The following is a 21070-nucleotide window of genomic DNA, read 5'->3' as shown; positions in this document are numbered from 1 at the left end:
TCTCTAAAAACGTCATGGCGGAGGGCCGGGCGGGCAAGGGTTTTGGCTCGCCTTGTCGGCGCGGCGATACCCGGATGACGCAATTGCGCTACTTGGCCCCGGCTTTTCCCGCGATACTGCCTTGCACGAGAGAGGTGTCCCGGCACGCGCCCGTCAATCGATGCGGCGGGCCGAAGTGGCCAGGGTAAGAGGGGAGGAAACATGTCGGCATTTCCTGACAAGGCACAGATCGTCATTGTCGGTCTGGGCGGTATCGTCGGTGCATCGGTCGCGCATCACCTCATCGAGCGCGGCTGGACCGACATTGTCGGCATCGACAAGTCCGGCATTCCGACCGACATCGGCTCGACCGCCCATGCCTCCGACTTCTGCTACATGACCAGTCACGACTTCCTCTCGACCTGGACGTCGCTGTACTCGGTCGATTTCTTCGACAGGATGGGGCACTACCAGCGGGTCGGCGGTCTTGAGGTCGCCCGTACCGGCGATGACACCTGGATGGAGGAGATCAAGCGCAAGGTCTCCTCGGGGCGCGCCTTCGGCACCCGTGCCCATCTGGTGAGCCCTGCCGAGATCAAGGAAAAGTTCCCGCTGATCGAGGAGGATCAGGTGCAAGGGGGGCTGTTCGATCCCGATGCCGGGCTCGTGGTGCCGCGCTCGCAGACGGTGGCGGGCAAGCTCGTCGACGAGGGCGAGAAGACCGGCAAGCTCAAGGCTTTCGCCAACACCCCGGCCAGGTCGCTGATCGTCGAGGACGGGCGCATCCGGGGCGTTGTCACCCATCGCGGCACCATTCTTGCCGATCATGTGATCGTCTGTGCCGGCCTGTGGGGGCGCCTCATCGCCAACATGGTGGGCGAGGATCTGCCGGTGATGCCCGTCGATCATCCGCTGACCTTCTTTGGCCCGTTCAACGAATTCGCCGGCACGGGCAAGGACATCGGCTATCCGTTGCTGCGCGATCAGGGCAACTCGGCCTACATGCGCGACACCGGCGACCCGAAAACGACAGAGGGCGGCCAGATCGAATGGGGCTACTATGAGACCGACGCCCCGCGCATGTGCCACCCGCGCGACCTTCTGGAAAAGGATCAGGCGCGGCTGTCGCCGTCCCAGCGCGATCTCGACCTTGAGCAGGTGATGGAGCCGCTTGAGCGGGCCATGGAGCTGACGCCGATCCTCGCCGAACTGGGGTATAACGAGAGCCATTCCTTCAACGGCCTGTTGCAGGTGTCCGCCGCTGGCGGCCCCTCTTGCGGCGAGAGCCAGAAGGTACGCGGGTTGTGGTACTGCGTGGCGATCTGGGTCAAGGACGCACCGGGCTTCGGCAAGCTGATCGCCGACTGGATCACCGATGGCCGTACCGAAATCGACCATGCGGCCATCGACTATTCCCGTTTCTATGCGCATCAGACGGAGGAGGCGTTCATCGCCGGTCGCTGCTACGAGGCGGCGCAGAAGATCTACTTCCCGGCCATCCACCCGCGCGAGCCCTATGCCAGCGGGCGGGGCGTCAAGCGCTCGCCCTTTTATGAGCGCGAGGTGGAACTCGGCGGTCATTTCATGGAGCTGGGCGGCTGGGAGCGCGCCCATGGCTACGCCGCCAACGAGCATCTTCTTGAAAAATACGGCGACCGGGTGCCGCAGCGCGAGAACGAGTGGGACAGCCGCCACTTCTGGCGGGTCTCCAATGCCGAGCATCTGGCGCTCAGCGAGGATTGCGGGATCATCAATCTCTCCCATTTCTACATGTTCGAGGTTGCCGGCCCGGACCACGTGGAATTGCTGGAGTGGCTGTGCGCGGCGAAGATCGGCGGCGATGGCAACATCGGCAAGGGCATCTACACCCACTTCCTCGACGATGAAGGCATGGTCCGTGCGGATCTGACGGTGTTCCGCATGGCCGATCGTTGCCGCATTGTCGATGGGGCCGATGCCGGCCCGCGCGACTTCCACTATGTGAAGCGCGTGGCCGAGGACAAGGGCTTCGACGTCACCGTCACCGATGTCAGCGAGGACTACACCACCATCGGTATCTGGGGGCCGAATGCCCGGGAGTACCTGAAGAAGGCGGTGACCGATCCGGCCGCGCTCGATCCGGACACCTTCCCCTTCGCCGCGATCCGCCAGATCGAGATCGCCGGCAAGCCGGTGACCGCCCTGCGGCTGTCCTATGTCGGCGAGCAGGGGTGGGAGCTGCACATGGCCTATGCGGATGGCCTGGCGGTGTGGGACGCCTTGCGTGATCTCGGCATCACGGCGGTCGGCATCGAGACCTATGCCAATTCGCGGCGGCTGGAAAAATCCCTGCGCCTGCAGAACGCGGACCTTCTGACCCAGTACAATCTCTATGAGGCCGATCTTGCCCGGCCGAAGGTCAAGCAGGCCGACTTCCGCGGCAAGGAAAAGCATCTGGAGTATCGCGCCCGCGACCATCAGCCGGCCATGCTCTGCACGCTGGTGATGACTGACACTGTCGATGCCAGCGGCGTTGCCCGCTATCCGGTCGGAACGCTTCCGGTTGTCGATCCCCAGACCGGTGAGGTGCTGATCGATGCGCTGGGCCGACGCTCCTACACCACGTCGATTGCCTATGGCCCGACGCTGGGCAAAAACATCGCGCTCGCCTATCTGCCGCACGGGGTTGCCGAGGTCGGGCGGAAGCTCGCGGTGGAGTATTTCTCCGAAACCTTCCCCGTGGAAGTGGCGGGTGTCGGCTACGCTCCGCTCTACGACCCGGAGAACCTGAAGCCGAGGAGCTGAGGAACAGCCCCCCCGCGCAGGGGCTTCGGGGCAGTCTGCGACTGGTTCCGCGTGCAGCGCCGCGCGACGACAAGGCAGGAACATGAACAAGCTTGAAGATCTTCTGGCGCGCAAGCGCACGCTGCTGGCCGACGGGGCGACGGGGACCAACCTGTTCGACATGGGGCTGACCTCCGGCGATCCGCCGGAGGAATGGAACCTGACCGAGCCGGACAAGATCCGCGCCCTGCATCGCGGTTTCGTCGAGGCTGGAGCCGATATCATCCTGACCAACAGCTTCGGCGCCAACCGGCACCGGCTGAAGCTGCACAAGCTGGAAGGCCGGGTCCATGACCTGAACGCAGCGGCCGGGCGGCTGGCCCGCGAGGTGGCGGAAGGTTCGGGGAGGGAGGTGCTGGTCGGTGGCTCCATCGGCCCGACCGGTGAACTGTTCGCGCCCCTTGGTGCGCTCACCCATGAGGAGGCGGTGGATACCTTCCGCGAACAGGCCGAGGGGCTGAAGGCCGGCGGCGTCGATGTGCTGTGGGTCGAGACCATGTCGGCGGCGGAGGAAATGCGCGCCGGGGCGGAAGCGGCGGCGGCGGTGGGTATGCCCTTCGTGGTTACCGCCAGTTTCGACACGGCGGGCAAGACCATGATGGGGCTCGGCCCGACCGGTCTCGGCGCGTTGACGGCTGGGTTCGCCTGCACCCCCGTTGCCTATGGCTCCAACTGCGGCGTTGGGGCCTCCGATCTGCTGGCGGCGGTGCTGGAGATCACGGCGGCCTATCCGGAGGCGGTGGTGGTGGCCAAGGCCAATTGCGGCATCCCGGTCATTCGCGGCGATGAGGTCGTCTACACGGGCACTCCGGAGCTGATGGGCGACTATGCCCGGCTGGCGATGGACGCAGGCGTCAGGATCATCGGTGGCTGTTGCGGCACCTCCTTCGGTCACCTGGCGGCCATGCGCCAGGCCCTTGATGCGCATGAGACGGGCGCGCGCCCCACGGTGGAGGAGATCGTCGCGCGCCTCGGGCCGCTCGTCTCTCCGCCGGCGGCGCCGGCTCCGGACGGCGAGGGCGGTGGCCGCAGACGCGCCCGGCGCCGGGGCTGACGCAGGTACCCTCCGCGCATCTTTTTAACGAAAAACGGCGCCGGCATGAGATCCATGCCGGCGCCGTTTCTGGTTGTCCCTCAGCCGGGGCAGGCTACCGCCTCAGGAGGCGGCCGCCTGGCGGGCCTTGTAGGCGGCCAGCTCGTTGTTCAGCCCCATCTGCAGGCACACGCACATGGCCAGCAGCACGAGGGCGAAGGGGAAGCCGGTGGCGATCGCCGCCGCTTGCAGCGAGGCGAGCCCGCCGCCGAGCAGCAGCGCGATGGCCACAAGGCCCTCGAAGGTGGCCCAGAACACGCGCTGCGGCATTGGCGCATCCACCTTGCCGCCGGCGGTGATGGTGTCGATCACCAGCGATCCGCTATCGGAGGAGGTGACGAAGAAGACGATCACCAGAACGATGCCGATGAACGAGGTGATCTGCGTCAGCGGCAACTGGCTGAACATCACGAACATCTTGACCGGCAGGTCGGCATTGGCGACGCCCATGAAGCCGTCCTGGACGATCTGGGTGATGGCGGTGCCACCGAAGGCGGTCATCCACAGCACGCAGACCAGCGAGGGGATCAGCAGCACGCAGACCAGGAATTCCCGCACCGTGCGGCCGCGCGAGACCCGGGCGATGAACATGCCGACGAACGGTGACCAGGACATCCACCAGGCCCAGTAGAAGGTGGTCCAGCCGGTGTAGAAATTCTGGTCGCTGCGGCCGATGAAATTGCTGAGCGCGGGAAGCTCGCGCAGGTAGGCGGCGAGGTTGCCGAAGAACCCGGTGAGGATCGCCACCGTCGGGCCGACGATGATGACGAACAGCAGGAGCAGGGTGGCCAGCGCCATGTTGAGTTCGCTGAGCCGTTTCACGCCCGCATCGAGGCCGGCGACGACGGACATCAGCGCAACGCCGGTGATGGCGATGATCAGGCCGACCTTGACCGGATCGGTCACCGGAACACCGAACAGATGGTTGAGGCCGGCGAGCGCCTGTTCCGCGCCGAAGCCGAGCGAGGTGGCAAGGCCGAACAGAGTGGCGAACACGGCCAGCACGTCGATGATATGGCCCGGCCAGCCCCAGACCCGCTCGCCGAGGATCGGATAGAACGAGGAGCGGATGGTCAGCGGCAGGCCGCAGGAATAGGAAAAGAACGCCAGCGACAGCGCCACCACCGCGTAGATCGCCCAGGGGTGAAGACCCCAGTGGAAGATCGTCGCCGCCATGCCAAGTCGCCGCGCCGCTTCCGCATCGCCGGCGGCACCGCCGAGCGGGGCCCAGCTTTCCGCCGTGCCGGCATTGTCGGCGAAGGAGGAGGAGAAGTGGGAGATCGGTTCGGACACGCCGAAGAACATCAGGCCGATGCCCATGCCGGCGGCGAACAGCATCGCGAACCAGCCGGTATACGAATAGTCGGGCGTTGCGTCCTCGCCGCCGATTCTGAGCTTTCCGTAAGGAGAAACGATCAGATAAAGGCAGAATATCACGAAGACATTGGCGCCGATGACGAAGACCCAGTGGAACTGGGTGGTCAGCCAGGGGCGAAGCCAGCCGAAGAAGGCCTCCGCACCTTCTTGGAACATCAGCGTCAACAGGACGAAAGCAATGATCAGGAGAGCGGAAATCGCGAAAACCGGATTGTGAATGTCGAGGCCAAGTATCTGTATATTGTCCTGCCCGACTTCATAATCCGTATCGATCTCAGATTTGGTGTCCTCGGAAGACATGGGCTCCCCCTCTCGGTTCAGTACCGTAACTTCGTGATGGATTGCGATCGTTGTTTCATCAGGGTTTCACTGATGTCGCAGCTCCGTCAACGGGTCTGGCGTCTCACAAGCGAAGGGCATTGTTCTGAATGCGGCGCCGAAAGACTTTGACGGATGATAGCATGATCGCGGGTGTACCAGACATGCCTTGTTCCGGTCACCCCTTCGCCGCAATTTTAGTGTGCACGGCAACAAGATGCGCCGGGGCGGGCAGGTGCATGCCCCCTGATCTGCCAACGCTTGCGGCCGTTCAGGCGCCGGAAAAGAAAATGGCGCCGCCAGGGCGCCATGAAATGGGGGCAAGGGCTGCTCTCCTCCGGCATCGCCTCACACGCTGCGTCCTCCCGGGCAAGCGCCAGCGCGACCCGGGATCGGCGAGCCACAGCTTGTCTTGCGCCGGAAGCGTTGGTCTTCAGGCTCTCCGGTCCCGGCTCGGGGGCCGGGACGACGCCGGGGGCCGTTGCTCTTTGTCACCAGCCCCTTCCATTTCGTCAGTTTCAGGGGGTGGCTTGTTTGTTCAGGCAGGAGGCCAGAGTCCTGCCGGCGCGTGTCGAGCCGCGCGCGGTCATCAGGTGCGGTCGGTCGGATATCCCGTCCTTGATTGCGATCTGCTTTCGCGCTGCGGCAAAGGCTGCTACGAAAACCCGCGCATTGACCGGTGTGAGCGTGACCTGTGCGACCGCGAGATTGTCGCCGACCGCACCCGTCTCGCCCGTTTGCGAGAAAAGGCGGTATCCGTCGAAAGCGAACTCGATCTTCGGATCAATCAGCATCAAGGAGCTGTCGTAGGAAAATCCGGGGATCGCGCGGACCATCAGGCCCTCTTCGGATGTGTCACAGATAATGAGAACGCCAGAACGGGCAGAGGACGTGTAGTCCACGGTCACTCTCACGCCATTGGAAAACGGATCTGCCTCGACATCCGCACCCCAGCGTTGAAACCCGGCATGGCCTGGAAATGTCGAAAAGGCCAGCAGAATGGCGGCCAGAATCGAAGAAAATCGCATGGTTTCACCCCCTCTAAATATGGGGTGATCATGTTGGATCGTCTTGTTTTGTCAATAAAATTTGAATGTCTCCGCATCCGGGAAGCGTTGGCTCTGGCCTCTCGGGCGTTTGGCCGTTCCGGGCGCGCGCTTCGCCGGGCAGCTTGACGAAACGTCATTGGATCGCCCTGCTGTTGCCCGCAAAAGCTGTCTGGCCTATCCCCGCCGCCGACGACGTCGTCGGTCGCCATCCGGACCCGCCTGGGGCTCTGCGGTTTTTTGTTCCGGCAGGGCGACCGCCGCCCGGAGTTTGGGGAAGGGGTCGCGCTTGTTGGGAAAGGCCATCGCGTTGACGAAATGCTCCTGGAACCGGGGCTCCAGCGCGGTTTCGATCTTCTCGATATCCCGCACCACCTGTTCGATCCGCCGGCGTTGGACGCGGCTGAGCAGCGCCAGCCGGGCCCCGGTACCGGCGGCATTGCCGACACTCGTGACCTCCGACAGGTCGCAATCGGGGATCAGCCCCAGAACCATCGCGTATTTCGTGTCGATGTAGCTGCCGAAGGCGCCGGCGAGGCGTATGCGCTGGATTTCCGGTTCGCCCAGCTTGTCGAGCAGCAGCTTGACCCCGGCATAGAGCGCCGCCTTGGCAAGCTGGATCGCACGGATATCGGTCTGCCGGATGGTCAGTTCGACGTCGTCATCGGCGATCACATAGGCGAAGGTTCGGCCCTTCTGGACGATGCGCGGCGATTTTTCCGCCAGCGCGCCGTCGATCAGCCCGTCGCTGGTAACGACGCCGGCCAGGTAGAGTTCCGCCACCGCCTCGATGATGCCCGAGCCACACAGCCCGGTGACGCCGACCTGATCGCGCACCTCGGCAAACTCCGGATCGTCCGACCACTGGTCGAGACCGATCACCTTGTAGCGCGGCTCCAGCGTTTCCGGGTCGATGCGGATGCGCTCGATGGCGCCCGGCGCCGCCCGCTGGCCGCAGGAAATTTCCGCGCCTTCGAAGGCCGGGCCGGTCGGCGAGCTGGCCGCGAGCAACCGGTGCCGGTCGCCGAGGACGATTTCCGCATTGGTGCCGATGTCGACCAGAAGGGTCATGGCATCGCTGTCGAACGGGCGCACCGACAAGGTGGCCGCCGCCGCATCCGCGCCCACATGGCCGGCGATGCAGGGCAGCAGATAGGCACGCGCCCCCGGGTTCAGCTCTAGTCCCAGATCGGTTGCCGTCGTGTGCACCGCCTCGGAGACGGCCAGCGCGAAGGGCGCCCCGCCGAGCTCGGTCGGGTCGATGCCGAGGAACAGATGATGCATGATCGGATTGCCGACGATCACCGCATCGAGTACGTCCGAGCGCTGCGCACCGATATCGGCGACCAGCTTGGCGATCAGCGCGTTGACGGCCTCGCGGACGGTGCGCACCAGATCCGGCAGCTTCTCCGGATTCATCTGGATGTAGGACACCCGCGACATCAGGTCCTCGCCGAAGCGGATCTGCGGGTTCGAGGTGCCGGCGGAGGTCACGGTGCGGCCGCTTTGCAGATCGCACAGATGCGCGGCGATGGTGGTGGAGCCGATATCGACGGCAAGCCCATAGACGTGCTGTTTTTCGCCGGGCCACAGGGCGACGACGCGCGGCGGGGCATCGTCATCCTGCCAGATGGCGGCGGTGACCTGCCAGTTGGCCTCGCGCAGGAGCTTTTGCATCCCGGCCAGCAGCGGCGGATCAAGGGCAAGGCGGGGCAGGTCGGCGGCAGCGGCGAGCGCCCGGCGCAGCCGGTCGGCATCGCCCAGCGGGGTTTCCATGTCCGGCTCGGCGACACGGGCGGTCACCAGGGTGATGGCGCTGTCCGGTGTCACATCGACGTTTTCCGCCCGCTTGCGCACCACCTGACGGTTGGTTTGCGCATCGACGGGCACATCGACCACCAGATCGCCTTCGATGGTCGCCTGACAGGACAGGCGCCGGTCGCGTGCCAGATCGCGCAAGGTCGCGTAGCGCAGCTCCGCCTCGGTTGCCGGGCCAAGATGATCGGCGGCGCTGTCGATTTTCTCCTTGGCGAAGCGGCCTTCCGATACGGAGACCTGGCAGCGGCCGCAGATGCCGCGCCCGCCGCAAACGGATTCTACATAGACCCCGAGCGACCGGGCGGCATCGAGCAGCGGCGTGCCGATGGGAAACTCCCCGCGCCGGCCGCTTGGTTGAAACACGACCCGTGCCCGTTTCCCATTCCCCGCCATGATGCCGTCATTTCCCTCCGTGTCGATGCTGACCGTCTTGCGTGTCGTTCAGGGAGCCCTCACGCCCCGGCGCGCCGTCGTCCCTCGCGGCCGCCGCGTCGCCGTCCGGCGCCGCTGTCTCCGCCCGCCGGTGCGGCGGCTGCCGTCGCGCCGGCCGGCTTGTGGTCGCGGTAGGTCATGATCCATTCGGAGCAGTTGGGATCGGCACCGGTCAGCACATTGGCGCCGCGCACCGCCTCCATCTCCTGCGGTCGGCAGGGGTTCATGATGGCGCTGGTCATGCCGGCGGCGATCACCATCGGGATGAAGGCGGCGTTGATGCCGTGCCGGTGCGGTAGGCCGAAGGAGATGTTGGACAGACCGCAGGTGGTGTTGACCTTCAGTTCCTCGCGCAGCCGCCGCAACAGCTTGAACACCTGCTGGCCGGCCGTGCCCATCGCCCCGATCGGCATCACCAGCGGATCGACCACGATGTCATGGGCCGGAATGCCATAATCGGCCGCGTGCTGGACGATCTTGCGCGCCACCTCGAAGCGCACGTCCGGGTCTTCGGAAATGCCGGTCTCATCGTTGGAAATGGCGACCACCGGCACGTCGTATTTCTTGATGAGCGGCAGGATCGCTTCGAGCTTTTCCGTCTCGCCGGTGACCGAGTTGACCAGCGGCCGCCCCTTGGCGACCTGGAGCCCGGCCTCGATCGCCGCGGTGACCGAACTGTCGATCGACAGCGGCACATCGGTGAGCGACTGGACGATCTCCAGCGTCTTCACCAGCAGCGGCGGCTCGGTCTCGTTCGGATTGACGGCGGTGACCCCGGCATTGACATCGAGCATGGTGGCCCCGGCGGCCACCTGCGCCAGGACGTCCTTTTCCACGGTGGAGAAATCACCGGCGTTCATCTCGGCGGCGAGTTTCTTGCGGCCCGTCGGGTTGATCCGCTCGCCGATCACGCAGAAGGGCTGGTCGAAACCGATCACGATTTCCCGTGTCGCCGATGCGACGAGCGTTCTTGTCATTGCGCTACCTCAATGGAGTTGGGCCGGGTGTGGGGGGCGTGAAAAGACCAGCTCCCGCGTTCGAGAAGCCAGCGGGCGGTCTTCTGCATGCCGCCGAACGGGTAGACGTGGATCTGCTCCAGCTGGCACTGCGGGCGCGTGCGGATCCGCGCCTCCAGCGGGGCGATCATGGTCTCTGGATCGTAGCCGGACAGCATGGACACCACCGCGCCGCCGCGCTTCTTCAGAAAGGCGAGCGAGTTCTCCACGCCGGCAAAGGCAGCGTATTTCAGCAAGGTGGTAATCTTGGCCGGGCCGGCGACGCCGATATGCACCGGGAAGCGATTGCCCCATGCGGCGATCTCGTCGAGCCAGAGGTTGACCCGGTGCGGGTCGAAGCCAAACTGGGTGACGATGTGGAAATGGGCATCGCTCTGGCTCGCCAGCTCATGCTTGCGCATCAGGAAGGCGCGGATCGTTGCCTCGGGGATCTCCGGGGCGCCTTCGGGATGGCCGGCAATGGCGATCCGCTCAATGCCCAGTTCGTCGAACAGGCCGGTTTCCAGCATGTCGACCGAGGAGGAGAGGGGGCCGGGCGTGTCGGTTTCCCCGGCAATCGCCAGCACCTCGCGCACCCCCGCTTCGCCAACCAGACGGCGCAGCCGTCGGTCGAAGGCGGCAAGGCTGTCATAGCGCCGCGCCGCCATATGCGGCACCGGCACCAGCCCGGCGTCATGCAGGCGGATCGCCGCCTGGACAATGCCGTCCTCCGGCACATTGCCAAGGTCAGTGAGGTAGACCCGGGTCAGCTTCGGCGGCAGAGCCAGAAGCTCCGGCTTTTCCAGCACCTGGCGCGGCGACATTTCGGTCGACGCGGAAAAGCGGCCGATGGCATTGAGGCGGGGATCAGTCATGCTCGTATCCTTCCGAGCCGATGAGCGTCTTCAGCCGCTCTGGTGGGTATTGGCTGTCGAGGGCGGCGAGCGCGGTCTCGGCTTCCTGTTCCAGGTCGTCGCCAACCGGTTCCGCCTCGCCCCGGCGCCATTGTTCCAGATAGGCGTCGCTGTCGCGCGCGCCCACCCGCATGGCACAGCGGTCGATGGCCTCGATGAAACGCAGCGGCAGCTCCCGTCGGGCGGTGCGCCGTCCGGCCCTGATCAGCACCTGGGCGGGGATGTCCCGCCAATAGACGATGGTTTTTTGCGCCATCCGATCGGCTCCCGTCCGCCGTCCCTGTTGGCTTCATGATGCCTTCGGGCGGCCGGTTCATCGGTGCACAGACGACACCGGCAATCCTGAAAGCGACAGAAGAACGGGCGGGTATTCTTGACGCGACTGTATAGGCGCGCGTGTTCGGTGCCGGCCCCGTGATCTTCGCTCACGAAGACTTGAGTACAGGCAATCGGAAGTTGGCTGTTTGCGGTCTTGGCGGCGCTCAGGCGCCGCGCAGCATCTCTTCCAGCAGCCCATAGCCGGTGACCCGGTGGGCATAGGAAAGCCCGAGCCGGCGTGCTGCCGCCTGTGCCTTCTCCCGCAGCACGGCATCGCCGCTTTGTTCCAGATACATCAGCCGGGTGTAATTGCCGAAATAGGCGTCGCGCAACTCCGGCCGGGTGTCGAGGCCAAGCGGGCGGATGACCAGCGTGTCGAAATGCCGGGCAAGAAAATCGGTGAGGTAGAAGGTGCCCGGCTCCCGGTCCATCTCCGCCTCGAACCCGTCGATGCCGGTAAAGAAGGCGTAGCAATGGGCACCCTCGATCCGCTCCACCCCTTCCTCGGCCAGAACCTTGTCGAGCAGACCGCCGGTGCCGCAATCGCCATAGCCGATGAGAATGCGCGCATACTGGGCGCGGGCGACGTGGATCGCCCGGCGGACCGCCTCGGGGATCTTCTCCGGCCGGTTGTGCAGCTGCGCGGGCAGGCATTGCAGCGCCACATGGCTGAGCCCGTGCTGGCGGGTGATGGCCAGCACCTCGTTGGCGAGCGCGCCGCAGGCGATCACCAGCACCTTTTCGGGGCGGGCGGGCACGCCCACATGCGGGGCCAGTCCGGTGCCCCGGATGTCCGCCGCATGGGTTGCCGTGACAGGCATGGCGCTTACCCCGTGATGCTTACCCTGTGATGCCTACCCTGTGCGCGCCGCCAGCTGGTTGTGCTTGCGCGCGATCAGGTCCTTGGCCATCTCCACCGTGACCGCCGCATCGCGCCCATAGGCGTCGGCGCCGACCGCCTGGCCGAACTCCTCGTTCAGCGGTGCGCCGCCGACCATGACGATGTAGTCGTCGCGGATGCCCTTCTCGACCATCGCGTCGATCACCACCTTCATATAGGGCATGGTCGTCGTAAGGAGAGCCGACATGCCGAGAATGTCCGGCTTGTGCTCTTCCAGCGCCGCCAGGTAGTTCTCGACCGGGTTGTTGATGCCGATGTCGATCACCTCGAAACCGGCGCCTTCCATCATCATCGACACCAGGTTCTTGCCGATGTCGTGGATGTCGCCCTTCACGGTGCCGATCACCATCTTGCCCATCTTCGGGGCGCCGGTTTCCGCCAGCAGTGGCCGCAGGATGCCCATGCCGGCCTTCATCGCATTGGCCGACATCAGCACTTCGGGAACGAACAGGATCCCGTCGCGGAAGTCGACGCCGACGATCCGCATGCCCTCCACCAGGGCATCGGTCAGGACCTTGTATGGGGTCCAGCCGCGCTCCAGCAGGATGTTGACCCCTTCGCAGATCTCGTCCTTGAGACCGTCGTAAAGGTCGTCATGCATCTGCTCGACAAGTTCTTCGTCCGAAAGCGACGCAAGATCGAGATCGTCTTCTTCCGACATCAACGGGCTCCACAAGCACGAGGGGCGAGGTCTTACCCGAATACTGTGCGGCCAGCCGCGCCGCGCCGGTGTCTTCAATGCGACATGCGCGGTCGCGGGAGCGACAGATGGCCGCGCGGGGAAGGGGGCTGGGTCCCTGCGCAGCGGTAAAACGAAAAACGGCCGGCGGGGGCCGACCGTTTTCAAGGGCACATGTGGGGAAGGGCGCTCGCGTCAGAACAGCCCTTCGATCTGCCCATCGGCGTCGAGGCGGATGTGGTTGGCCGAGGGCACCTTCGGCAGGCCCGGCATGGTCATGATCTCACCGCAGATGACGACGATGAAGCCGGCGCCGGCGGACAGGCGCACTTCGCGCACCGGCACCATATGCCCGGTCGGCGCGCCGCGCAGGTTCGGGTCGGTGGAGAAGGAATACTGGGTCTTGGCCATGCACACCGGCAGGTGGCCGAACCCGTCCGCCTCCCACTTGTGCAACTGGTCGCGCACCGACTTGTCAGCGGCAACGTCGTCGGCCCGGTAGATCCGCCGCGCCACGGTCTGGATCTTGGCGAACAGCGGCATGTCGTCCTCGTAGAGCGGGGCGAATTGCGCGCTGTCATGCTCCACCAGTTCCACGACCTTGCGCGCAAGTTCCTCGGTGCCCTCCGATCCCTTGGCCCAGTGCTGGCAGAGGACTGCCTCCACGCCCTGCTCGGCGGCATAGGCCTTGATCGCCTCGACCTCGGCGTCGGTGTCGGTGACAAAGTGATTGATGGCGACCACCACCGGTACGCCGAATTGCTTGACGTTCTCGATGTGCCGGCCAAGGTTGGCGCAGCCCTTCTTCAGCGCCTCGACGTTCTCCTCGCCCAATTCGTCCTTGCCCACGCCGCCGTTCATCTTCAGCGCACGGATGGTGGCGACGATCACCGCGGCCGCCGGCGAAAGCCCCGCCTTGCGGCACTTGATATCGAAGAATTTCTCCGCGCCGAGATCGGCGCCGAAGCCGGCCTCGGTCACCACGTAATCGGCCAGTTTCAGCGCGGTCCGGGTGGCGATCACCGAGTTACAGCCATGGGCGATGTTGGCGAACGGGCCGCCATGGATGAAGGCGGGGTTGTTTTCCAGCGTCTGCACCAGATTGGGCTGCATCGCCTCCTTGAGAAGAACTGTCATCGCCCCATCCGCCTCAAGGTCACGGGCGGTGATGGCGGAGCGGTCGCGGCGATAGCCGATGATGATGTTGCCGAGCCGCTCCTGCAGATCGGCGAGATCGGTGGCAAGGCAGAGGATCGCCATGATTTCCGAGGCAACGGTGATGTCGAAGCCGGCCTCGCGCGGGAAGCCATTGGCGACACCGCCGAGCGAGGAGACGATTTCCCGCAAGGACCGGTCGTTCATGTCCATGACCCGGCGCCAGGTCACCCGGCGCACGTCGATCTCCAGCGTGTTGCCCCAGTAGATGTGGTTGTCGATCAGCGCCGACAGGAGGTTATGCGCGGAGGTAATCGCATGAAAATCGCCGGTGAAATGGAGGTTGATGTCCTCCATCGGCACGACCTGGGCATGGCCGCCGCCGGCGGCGCCCCCCTTCATGCCGAAACAGGGGCCGAGCGAGGGTTCGCGCAGGCACATGGCTGCCCGCTTGCCGATCCGGTTGAGCCCGTCGCCAAGGCCCACGGTGGTGGTGGTCTTGCCTTCGCCGGCCGATGTCGGGTTGATCGCGGTGACGAGGATCAGCTTGCCGTCGGGCCGGCCGTTCAGTCCGGCGATGAAGGAGGATTTGACCTTGGCCTTGGTCGAACCGTAGCTTTCCAGCGCCTCCGGCGGAATATCCAGCTTCGCGCCGATCTCGGTGATCGGCCGCATCTTGGCCGCACGTGCAATTTCAATGTCACTCGCCATGAAACCGTTTCCTCCTGCGCCCGGGGTCTTCGCGCCTCAGGTCTGGCCGAGCCTGTCGCGGCTCGTTGTCGGGCTTGAGGGGAGGCTAGAAGAGCCGCCCCCTGCGTTGTGTAGAAATTGCGACGTGCGCTCGTTCCACAATCGACGTCAGGCGTCGCCCTGGACGACTTCGGTGTCCGGATGCGCGCCCCATTCGCTCCAGGAGCCGTCATAGACCGGTGCCTTGGCCTGCCCGGCCTCCGCCAGCGCCAGCGACAGGATCGCGGCGGTGACGCCGGAACCGCAGGTGGTGATCACCGGCTTGCCCCGATCGATACCGGTGGCGTCGAAGGCCGCCGCCAGTTCGGCCGCCGGGCGCAGGCAACCGCCCTCCAGCAACTCGGTGAAGGGCAGGTTGCGGGCGCCGGGCATGTGGCCGGACTTGAGGCCGGCGCGTGGTTCCGCTTCCTCGCCGGAGAAGCGGCCACGCGAACGTGCGTCGAGCACCTGGGCGCCGCTTGCCAGCGCACGGCGGACCTTCTCCAGATCGGCCACCAGCGAATTGTCGAGACGGGCGGAGAAATGGCGCTCGCCGCGCGGCACCGGCGGCAGATCCTCTAGCGGGTGCCCCTCGGCCTTCCACTTCGGCAGGCCGCCATTGAGCACATGCACCCGCTCCACGCCCATCGCGCGGAAGGTCCACCACACGCGGGCGGCGGAATAGAGCCCCATGCCGTCATAGACGACGATGGTCTGGCCATCGCCGATGCCCAGCTTGCGCATCATTGAGGAAAACACATGCGCCGGCGGCAGCATGTGCGGCAGGTCGCTGGCCTGGTCGCTGAGCGCGTTGACGTCGAAGAAGATCGCGCCGGGAATATGCTCTTGCGCGTATTCCGGCTGGGCGTCGGGCTGGCCGACCGGCGGCAGCCAGGCATTGACGACCACCACGTCCGGGGAGGACAGCCGGGCGGCGAGCCAATCGGTGGAAACGAGCGGGGAAGTGGCCATGATCTGAACTCGCAAGCTAGGGGACGTGTGAACGGGAAAGGAAGTGGCGGTCTCCGCCGTGGACGACAAACGGTCAATCGGCCAGGCGGATGCGCACCCGGCGGTTCTGCCGGCCCTTCTTCTCGATCTTGGTGACCTCGAGCGGGCCGATTTCCGAGGTGCGGCTGACATGGGTGCCGCCGCAGGGCTGAAGGTCGATGTCGGTGCCGATCCGCACCAGCCGCACCTTGCCGCTGCCCATCGGCGGCTTGACGCTCATGGTCTTGACCAGATCCGGCTTGGCAAGGAGCTCTTCATCGGTGATCCACTCGCTGGTGACCGCATGGTCGCCGGCTGCGATCTCGTTGACCTTCGCCGCGATCTCCTCCTTGTCGAGGGTCGCTTCGGGGATGTCGAAATCGAGCCGTCCTTCGCCCTCGGAAATCTGGCCGCCGGTGACGGGGAAGGGCAGGACGACCGACAGAAGATGAAGCGCGGTGTGCACCCGCATCAGCCGGTAGCGGCGCGTCCAGTCCAGGTGGGCGGTCACCCGCATGCCCGGCTCGGGCAGGCTTGCCCCGTCCGCCGGCACATGGACGATCCGGCGTTCCGCGTCATAGACGGTGGTTGCCAGCGGGATTTCCGTCCCGTCCTCCAGCTCCAGATGGCCGCTGTCGCCCGGCTGGCCGCCGCCGGTGGCATAGAACACCGTGCGGTCGAGCAGGAGCCCGCCCCGGTCGTTGACGCCGCTTACGACCGCCTCGCAACTGCGCAGGTAGGCATCTTCGCGAAACAGCAGATCGGTCATGGGCATCCTCGCATGCGATTCCTGATAGCGCCGGCAAGCCTAGCCGATCGTTGCGGCCAATCAACCGTTGCGCGCGTCCCCGCTCACAGGATTGGCGAGAACAGCCGCGCTGCCTGAGCCACAAGGCGGAAGGCGTAGGACCGCGACGACAGGTCCGAGCGGGTGGTCGCCCGGGCCTCGGCAAAGTCGCGCGCCAGCATGGCATCCACCGCCGCGATGGTCCGCTGATGGGTGAACCACAGGGTGATCTCGAAATTGATGCGGAAGGAGCGGGCGTCGAAATTCACCGTGCCGATGCCGGCGATCTCGTCATCGACGAGAATGACCTTCTGGTGCAGGAAGCCGGCCTTGTAGCGGTAGACCTTGATGCCTTGAGCGACCATGTCGTCCGCATGGGCATAGCTGGCCAGCCACACCAGCCGGTGGTCGGCCTTCTCCGGCAACAGGATGCGGATATCCACCCCGCGCATCGCCGCGGCCAGCAGCGCGGTCTGCATGCTCTCTTCAGGCACGAAATAAGGGCTGACGATCCACAGTCGCTTGCGCGCCCTGGCGATCACCTCGGAAAAGGCGATGGCGCAATCCTCGAACGTGTCCGCCGGTCCGGTCGGCATCACCAGCACCGGCTCATCGCCCGGCTGCGGCACCGGATCGGGCAGGTATGGGGTCATCGGCGCGCCGGTCGCCCAGTGCCAGTCCTCGCAAAAGGCCAGGGCGCAGGCGATCGCTGCCGGGCCGTGGACCTTGACATGGGTGTCGCGCCAGTGACCGAAGGCGGGGGAGCGACCGACATATTCATCGCCGACATTGTGGCCGCCGACCCAGGCCGTCTCGCCGTCGACCACGACGATCTTGCGGTGATTGCGGTAGTTGAGCCGCATCGGGCCGGTCATACGCAGCAGTTTGTGCCGCTCGTTGAAGGCGGAGACCTTGACCCCGGCCTCGACCAGCCGGCGGATGTAGCGCCGGGACAGGCTCTTGCTGCCGACATCGTCGTACAGCAGGCGGATTGGCACGCCGGCGCTGGCCCGTTCGATCAGGCAATCGGCAAGCTGGTTGCCAAGCTCATCGTCGCGGATGATGAAGAACTGCACCAGCACCTCGCGCCGCGCGGCCGAGATCCCCTCCAGAATGGAGGTGAAGGTGTCCGGGCCGTCGATCAGAAGATCGGCGGTGTTGCCGGCAAGGAACGGGATCTGGGCGATCCGGGTCAGCACCGGCCAGCTTGTGCTGGTGGTCATGTCGGCGAGATGCATTTCCCGCGCCCGGGCAGCGCGGGTCTCGCGGCCGGCATAGGCGTGGATCTCGGCATATTCCTCGAACCGCTTCCAGCCGAACACCAGATAGAGAAACCCGGTGGGGAAGGGCAGGAACAACAGCGACAGCAGCCAGGCGATCGAGCCTTGCGAGGTGCGCGAATACAGCACCTCGCGGACCGCGCAGACGGCGGCGAGCGTATAGAGCGCCAGGGTGAGGGCGGCGATGATCGGCAGGTTCGCCATCAGCATCTCGACGAAGCCGACGTCGCGCGCCGCCAGCTCGATGCCAGGATCAGTCGGCATGGGCAGGGCTCCGGCTACGGCGGGAGAGGCAAAACGCCCGGCCATCGCCTGTCCGGGCTTGGGGAAGCGTCAAGGGATGAGGGCGCGCTCTGGCGGTCGAAATGGCTATTGTCACAAGGGCTTTTCCGGTCCGTGCCTGCCGCAACGAAAGCGACAGGCACAGGTTTCATCTGACCCAAGTTATAGCTGAGGTTGCCGAATTTCCGAAGCGGAGATCGTTGCGCCGGCTATCCTGCAGCGGACAGCCCGGCGCGGGCGGTCAGTCAGTCCACCGTCTCGAAGGGAACGGAGATGTTGCTCCGCCGCTCCAGCCAGCCGGGCACGGGCAGTGCCTTGGAGCGCAGGAACTCCGGATTGAACAGCTTGGACTGGTAGCGGGTGCCATAGTCGCACAGGATCGTCACGATGGTGTGGCCGGGGCCGAGATCCCGGGCCATGCGGATCGCGCCGGCCACATTGACGCCGGTGGAGGCGCCCATGCACAGCCCCTCGTGCTCCAGCAGATCGAACACCACCGGCAGCGCTTCCTCGTCGGGGATCTGATAGGCAAGATCCACCGGCGCATCTTCCAGATTGGCGGTGATCCGTCCCTGGCCGATGCCTTCGGAAATCGACGAACCTTCCGCCTTCAGCTCGCCATGGGCGTAGTAGTTGTAAAGCGCGGCGCCCATCGGGTCGGCGATGCCGATCTTGATCGCCGGGTTGCGCTCCTTCAGGGCCATGCCAACCCCGGCCAGGGTGCCGCCGGAGCCGACCGCACAGATGAAGCCGTCGACCTTGCCGTCGGTCTGGTCGAAGATTTCCGGGCCGGTGGTCTCGATATGGGCGCGCCGGTTGGCGGTGTTGTCGAACTGGTTGGCCCAGATGGCACCGTTTTCCTCGGTTTTGGCCAGTTGCTCGGCCAGCCGTCCGGAGACCTTCACGTAGTTGTTCGGATTGCGATAGGGCACCGCCGGGACTTCCACCAGCTCCGCGCCGGCGAGCCGCAGCATGTCCTTCTTTTCCTGGCTCTGGGTTTCGGGAATGACGATCACCGAGCGGAAGCCGAGCGCGTTGCCGACCAGCGCCAGGCCGATGCCGGTGTTGCCCGCCGTGCCCTCGACGATCACGCCGCCCGGGCGCAAGGTGCCGCGCTCGATGGCATCGCGGATGATGAACAGCGCCGCCCGGTCCTTGACCGACTGGCCCGGGTTCATGAACTCTGCCTTGCCGTAGATCTCGCATCCGGTCAGCTCGGAAGCGCGGTTCAGCCGGATGAGGGGCGTGTTGCCGATGGCCTCGACTACCGACATCTTGATGCTCATGGGTCAGGTCGCTTTCATAGGAACGGGGAAGGGGCACGGTGCGCGCGGGCGTTGTGCGTTTGGGGATCGAGCCTAGGGGCAGCAGAAAGGTGCATCAAGCCGAAACGCTTTGCGTCTGCAGGGCAGAATTGAAAATCTTCTGCGCAATTTTTCGAAAAATTGGATGATGATTCCAACGCGCTTGCCTAATTTACCTTCAGGCGTTCTGGCGATGATCTGGTATGACTGTCGCTGCGTATGACTGACAAACCGTTCCGGTCCCGGCTGGACCGACATGCGGCAACTGGAATGAGCGCGGGAACAAGAGCAGTGACGGCAATGGAAGAGGACAGGCAACAGGTGGATGCGTTGCTGGCGGGATATGTCGCTGGCAGCCTGGCGGAGCCGGCCCGGGTGCTGGTGCGCTGTCATCTCGACCTGTCGACCGACAGTCGCGCCTTCGTGCGCGATCTGGAGGCCGCCGGCGGTCAGATACTTGAGGATCTGGAACCGGTGGCGATTAGCGACCGGGATGCCCGGCTTGCGGCAATCTTCGCGCTGGGCACCGATCCGGCACCGGCACCGGCACCGGAACCGGCGCCCGTCCCCCGTCCAGCCGCGAAAACCCGGCTGCCGGCCCCGCTTTACGATTACATCGGCAAGGATATCCCCGAGTTACCCTGGAAAACCCTTCTCCCCGGTTTGCGTGAATATCGAATGGGCGAGATCGATGGCTGCAAGGCCAGCCTGCTGTGGATCCGCGCCGGCCAGGCGATGCCGACCCACACCCACCACGGCACCGAGTTGACGCTGGTGCTGGAGGGCGGCTTTCGCGATCAGCACGGACATTACGTGCGCGGCGACATCGCCTATGCGGATGACGAGGTCGATCACCGCCCGGTCGCCGATGAGGACGAGGATTGCATCTGCTTCGCGGTGACCGAAGGCGCGCTGCGTCTGACCGGGCCGATCGGGCGGCTGTTCGCCCCCTTCATGCGCGGCTGATCCCGGCCGGAGGCCTTGCCGCTGACGCCAGAACACGCGGGAGCGCGCAAGCACCATGGCCGAGAAATCCCCGCTGCATCTGCCCCTGTCGCCGACGGACGGCACTGCCTTTGTCACCGGCGCAAGCTCGGGCATCGGCCGGGCGCTGGCCCTGCGGCTGGCCGCCAGCGGCTGGCAGGTCGCCGCGACCGCCCGGTCGGCTGAGGAATTGGAGCGGCTGGCGCTGGAAGCGGCCGATCATGCCGGCGCGATCCTGCCCTTTCCCGGCGATGTGACCGAGCCGGAGGCCATGGCCGAACTGGTGCGCCGGATCGAGGCCGAGGCCGGGCCGATCGCGCTCGCGGTGCTCAACGCCGGGGTCTATCTGCCGGTGGATGGCACGAGGCTTTCGGTCGAGCCGTTCCATACCTCCTTCGCGGTCAATCTCGGCGGCACGGTCAACACGCTGGTGCCGGTCATCGCGGCGATGCGGCCGCGCCGGCGCGGGCGGATTGCCCTTGTCGCCTCGGTCGCCGGCTATCGCGGCTTGCCGACCTCCGCTGCCTATGGCGCGACCAAGGCCGGGCTGATCAATCTGGGCGAATCCCTGAAGTTCGATCTCGACCGGCTGGGCATCGCAATCCAGGTGATCTCGCCGGGCTTCGTCGACACCCCGGCAACCCGCAAGAACCCGTTTCCAATGCCGCATCTGATGGCGGTGGAGGCGGCGGCGGAGCGTATTGAGGCCGGGGTGACCCGGGGCCGAAGCTTCGAAATCGCCTTTCCCCGGCGCTTCGTTTTCCAACTGAAGCTGCTGCGGCTCTTGCCCTATCGGCTCTACTTCGCGCTTGTCTCCCGCGCCACCGGCTGGCGCGGCAAGACGATCGGCGAGCGCAGCGGTTAGG

The 21070-nt window shown here is 65.5% G+C and carries 17 protein-coding genes; 4 read left to right on the top strand and 13 right to left on the bottom strand.

Annotation, left to right across the window (positions count from 1 at the left end):
* Window positions 1-201: 201 nt before the first annotated feature.
* Together IEV83_RS11030 and bmt are read left to right on the top strand one after the other, a co-directional pair.
* Window positions 202-2763, top strand: a complete 2562-nt coding sequence (locus tag IEV83_RS11030) for a GcvT family protein (protein WP_181759190.1) — start codon at window positions 202-204, stop codon at window positions 2761-2763.
* An 82-nt stretch (window positions 2764-2845) separates the two neighbouring features.
* A complete protein-coding gene (gene bmt / locus IEV83_RS11025) occupies window positions 2846-3856 on the top strand; it encodes a betaine--homocysteine S-methyltransferase (RefSeq protein WP_181759191.1) in 1011 nt (336 codons plus the stop codon).
* Window positions 3857-3958: 102 nt separating this feature from the next.
* On the opposite strand, the gene IEV83_RS11020 is transcribed toward bmt, so the two are convergent.
* From IEV83_RS11020 to IEV83_RS10960, 13 genes are all read right to left on the bottom strand, one after another.
* Window positions 3959-5572 carry a BCCT family transporter gene (locus IEV83_RS11020; protein ID WP_181759192.1) on the bottom strand — a complete coding sequence of 538 codons (1614 nt, stop codon included), beginning with the start codon at window positions 5570-5572 and terminating at the stop codon, window positions 3959-3961.
* 536 nt (window positions 5573-6108) lie between these two features.
* Window positions 6109-6618, bottom strand: a complete 510-nt coding sequence (locus tag IEV83_RS11015) for a hypothetical protein (protein WP_181759193.1) — start codon at window positions 6616-6618, stop codon at window positions 6109-6111.
* A gap of 195 nt (window positions 6619-6813) precedes the next feature.
* Window positions 6814-8847, bottom strand: a complete 2034-nt coding sequence (locus tag IEV83_RS11010) for an ASKHA domain-containing protein (protein WP_181759194.1) — start codon at window positions 8845-8847, stop codon at window positions 6814-6816.
* A gap of 59 nt (window positions 8848-8906) precedes the next feature.
* The gene (locus tag IEV83_RS11005; RefSeq protein ID WP_181759195.1) at window positions 8907-9863 is read right to left on the bottom strand and encodes a methyltetrahydrofolate cobalamin methyltransferase; all 957 of its coding nucleotides are present in this window, start codon (window positions 9861-9863) and stop codon (window positions 8907-8909) included.
* Entirely contained in the window at window positions 9860-10756 is an 897-nt protein-coding gene (locus IEV83_RS11000) for a methylenetetrahydrofolate reductase (protein WP_181759196.1), read from the bottom strand. The genes IEV83_RS11005 and IEV83_RS11000 overlap by 4 nt, the downstream gene beginning before the upstream one ends.
* Window positions 10749-11051: a virulence factor gene (locus IEV83_RS10995; protein WP_181759197.1), complete on the bottom strand. Its 303-nt coding sequence runs from the start codon at window positions 11049-11051 to the stop codon at window positions 10749-10751. The genes IEV83_RS11000 and IEV83_RS10995 overlap by 8 nt, the downstream gene beginning before the upstream one ends.
* A gap of 226 nt (window positions 11052-11277) precedes the next feature.
* A complete protein-coding gene (locus IEV83_RS10990; RefSeq protein ID WP_181759198.1) occupies window positions 11278-11934 on the bottom strand; it encodes a DUF1638 domain-containing protein in 657 nt (218 codons plus the stop codon).
* 33 nt (window positions 11935-11967) lie between these two features.
* Window positions 11968-12675 carry a cobalamin B12-binding domain-containing protein gene (locus IEV83_RS10985; RefSeq protein WP_181759199.1) on the bottom strand — a complete coding sequence of 236 codons (708 nt, stop codon included), beginning with the start codon at window positions 12673-12675 and terminating at the stop codon, window positions 11968-11970.
* A 213-nt stretch (window positions 12676-12888) separates the two neighbouring features.
* Window positions 12889-14559: a formate--tetrahydrofolate ligase gene (locus IEV83_RS10980; protein WP_181759200.1), complete on the bottom strand. Its 1671-nt coding sequence runs from the start codon at window positions 14557-14559 to the stop codon at window positions 12889-12891.
* A gap of 147 nt (window positions 14560-14706) precedes the next feature.
* Window positions 14707-15549, bottom strand: coding sequence for a 3-mercaptopyruvate sulfurtransferase (gene sseA / locus IEV83_RS10975; protein WP_181759201.1), 843 nt, complete (start codon window positions 15547-15549; stop codon window positions 14707-14709).
* Between the two features lie 73 nt (window positions 15550-15622).
* A complete protein-coding gene (locus IEV83_RS10970) occupies window positions 15623-16336 on the bottom strand; it encodes an alanyl-tRNA editing protein (protein WP_181759202.1) in 714 nt (237 codons plus the stop codon).
* Window positions 16337-16419: 83 nt separating this feature from the next.
* Window positions 16420-17898 carry a cardiolipin synthase gene (gene cls, locus IEV83_RS10965; protein WP_181759203.1) on the bottom strand — a complete coding sequence of 493 codons (1479 nt, stop codon included), beginning with the start codon at window positions 17896-17898 and terminating at the stop codon, window positions 16420-16422.
* A gap of 263 nt (window positions 17899-18161) precedes the next feature.
* Complete coding sequence (locus IEV83_RS10960) at window positions 18162-19202, bottom strand: cysteine synthase A (RefSeq protein ID WP_181759204.1); 1041 nt, start codon at window positions 19200-19202, stop codon at window positions 18162-18164.
* Window positions 19203-19520: 318 nt separating this feature from the next.
* Here IEV83_RS10960 and IEV83_RS10955 point away from each other — a divergent pair, with 318 nt between their 5' ends.
* The gene (locus tag IEV83_RS10955; protein ID WP_181759255.1) at window positions 19521-20186 is read left to right on the top strand and encodes a ChrR family anti-sigma-E factor; all 666 of its coding nucleotides are present in this window, start codon (window positions 19521-19523) and stop codon (window positions 20184-20186) included.
* 55 nt (window positions 20187-20241) lie between these two features.
* Entirely contained in the window at window positions 20242-21069 is an 828-nt protein-coding gene (locus tag IEV83_RS10950; RefSeq protein ID WP_181759205.1) for an SDR family NAD(P)-dependent oxidoreductase, read from the top strand.
* Window position 21070: the final 1 nt, after the last annotated feature.

Origin of the sequence: Stappia taiwanensis (assembly GCF_014635285.1) — a bacterium.
GTDB classification, from domain to species: Bacteria; Pseudomonadota; Alphaproteobacteria; order Rhizobiales; family Stappiaceae; genus Stappia; species Stappia taiwanensis.
The sequence above is the reverse complement of the archived record's forward strand: the minus strand, read 5'-3'. Positions and strand labels throughout refer to the sequence as shown.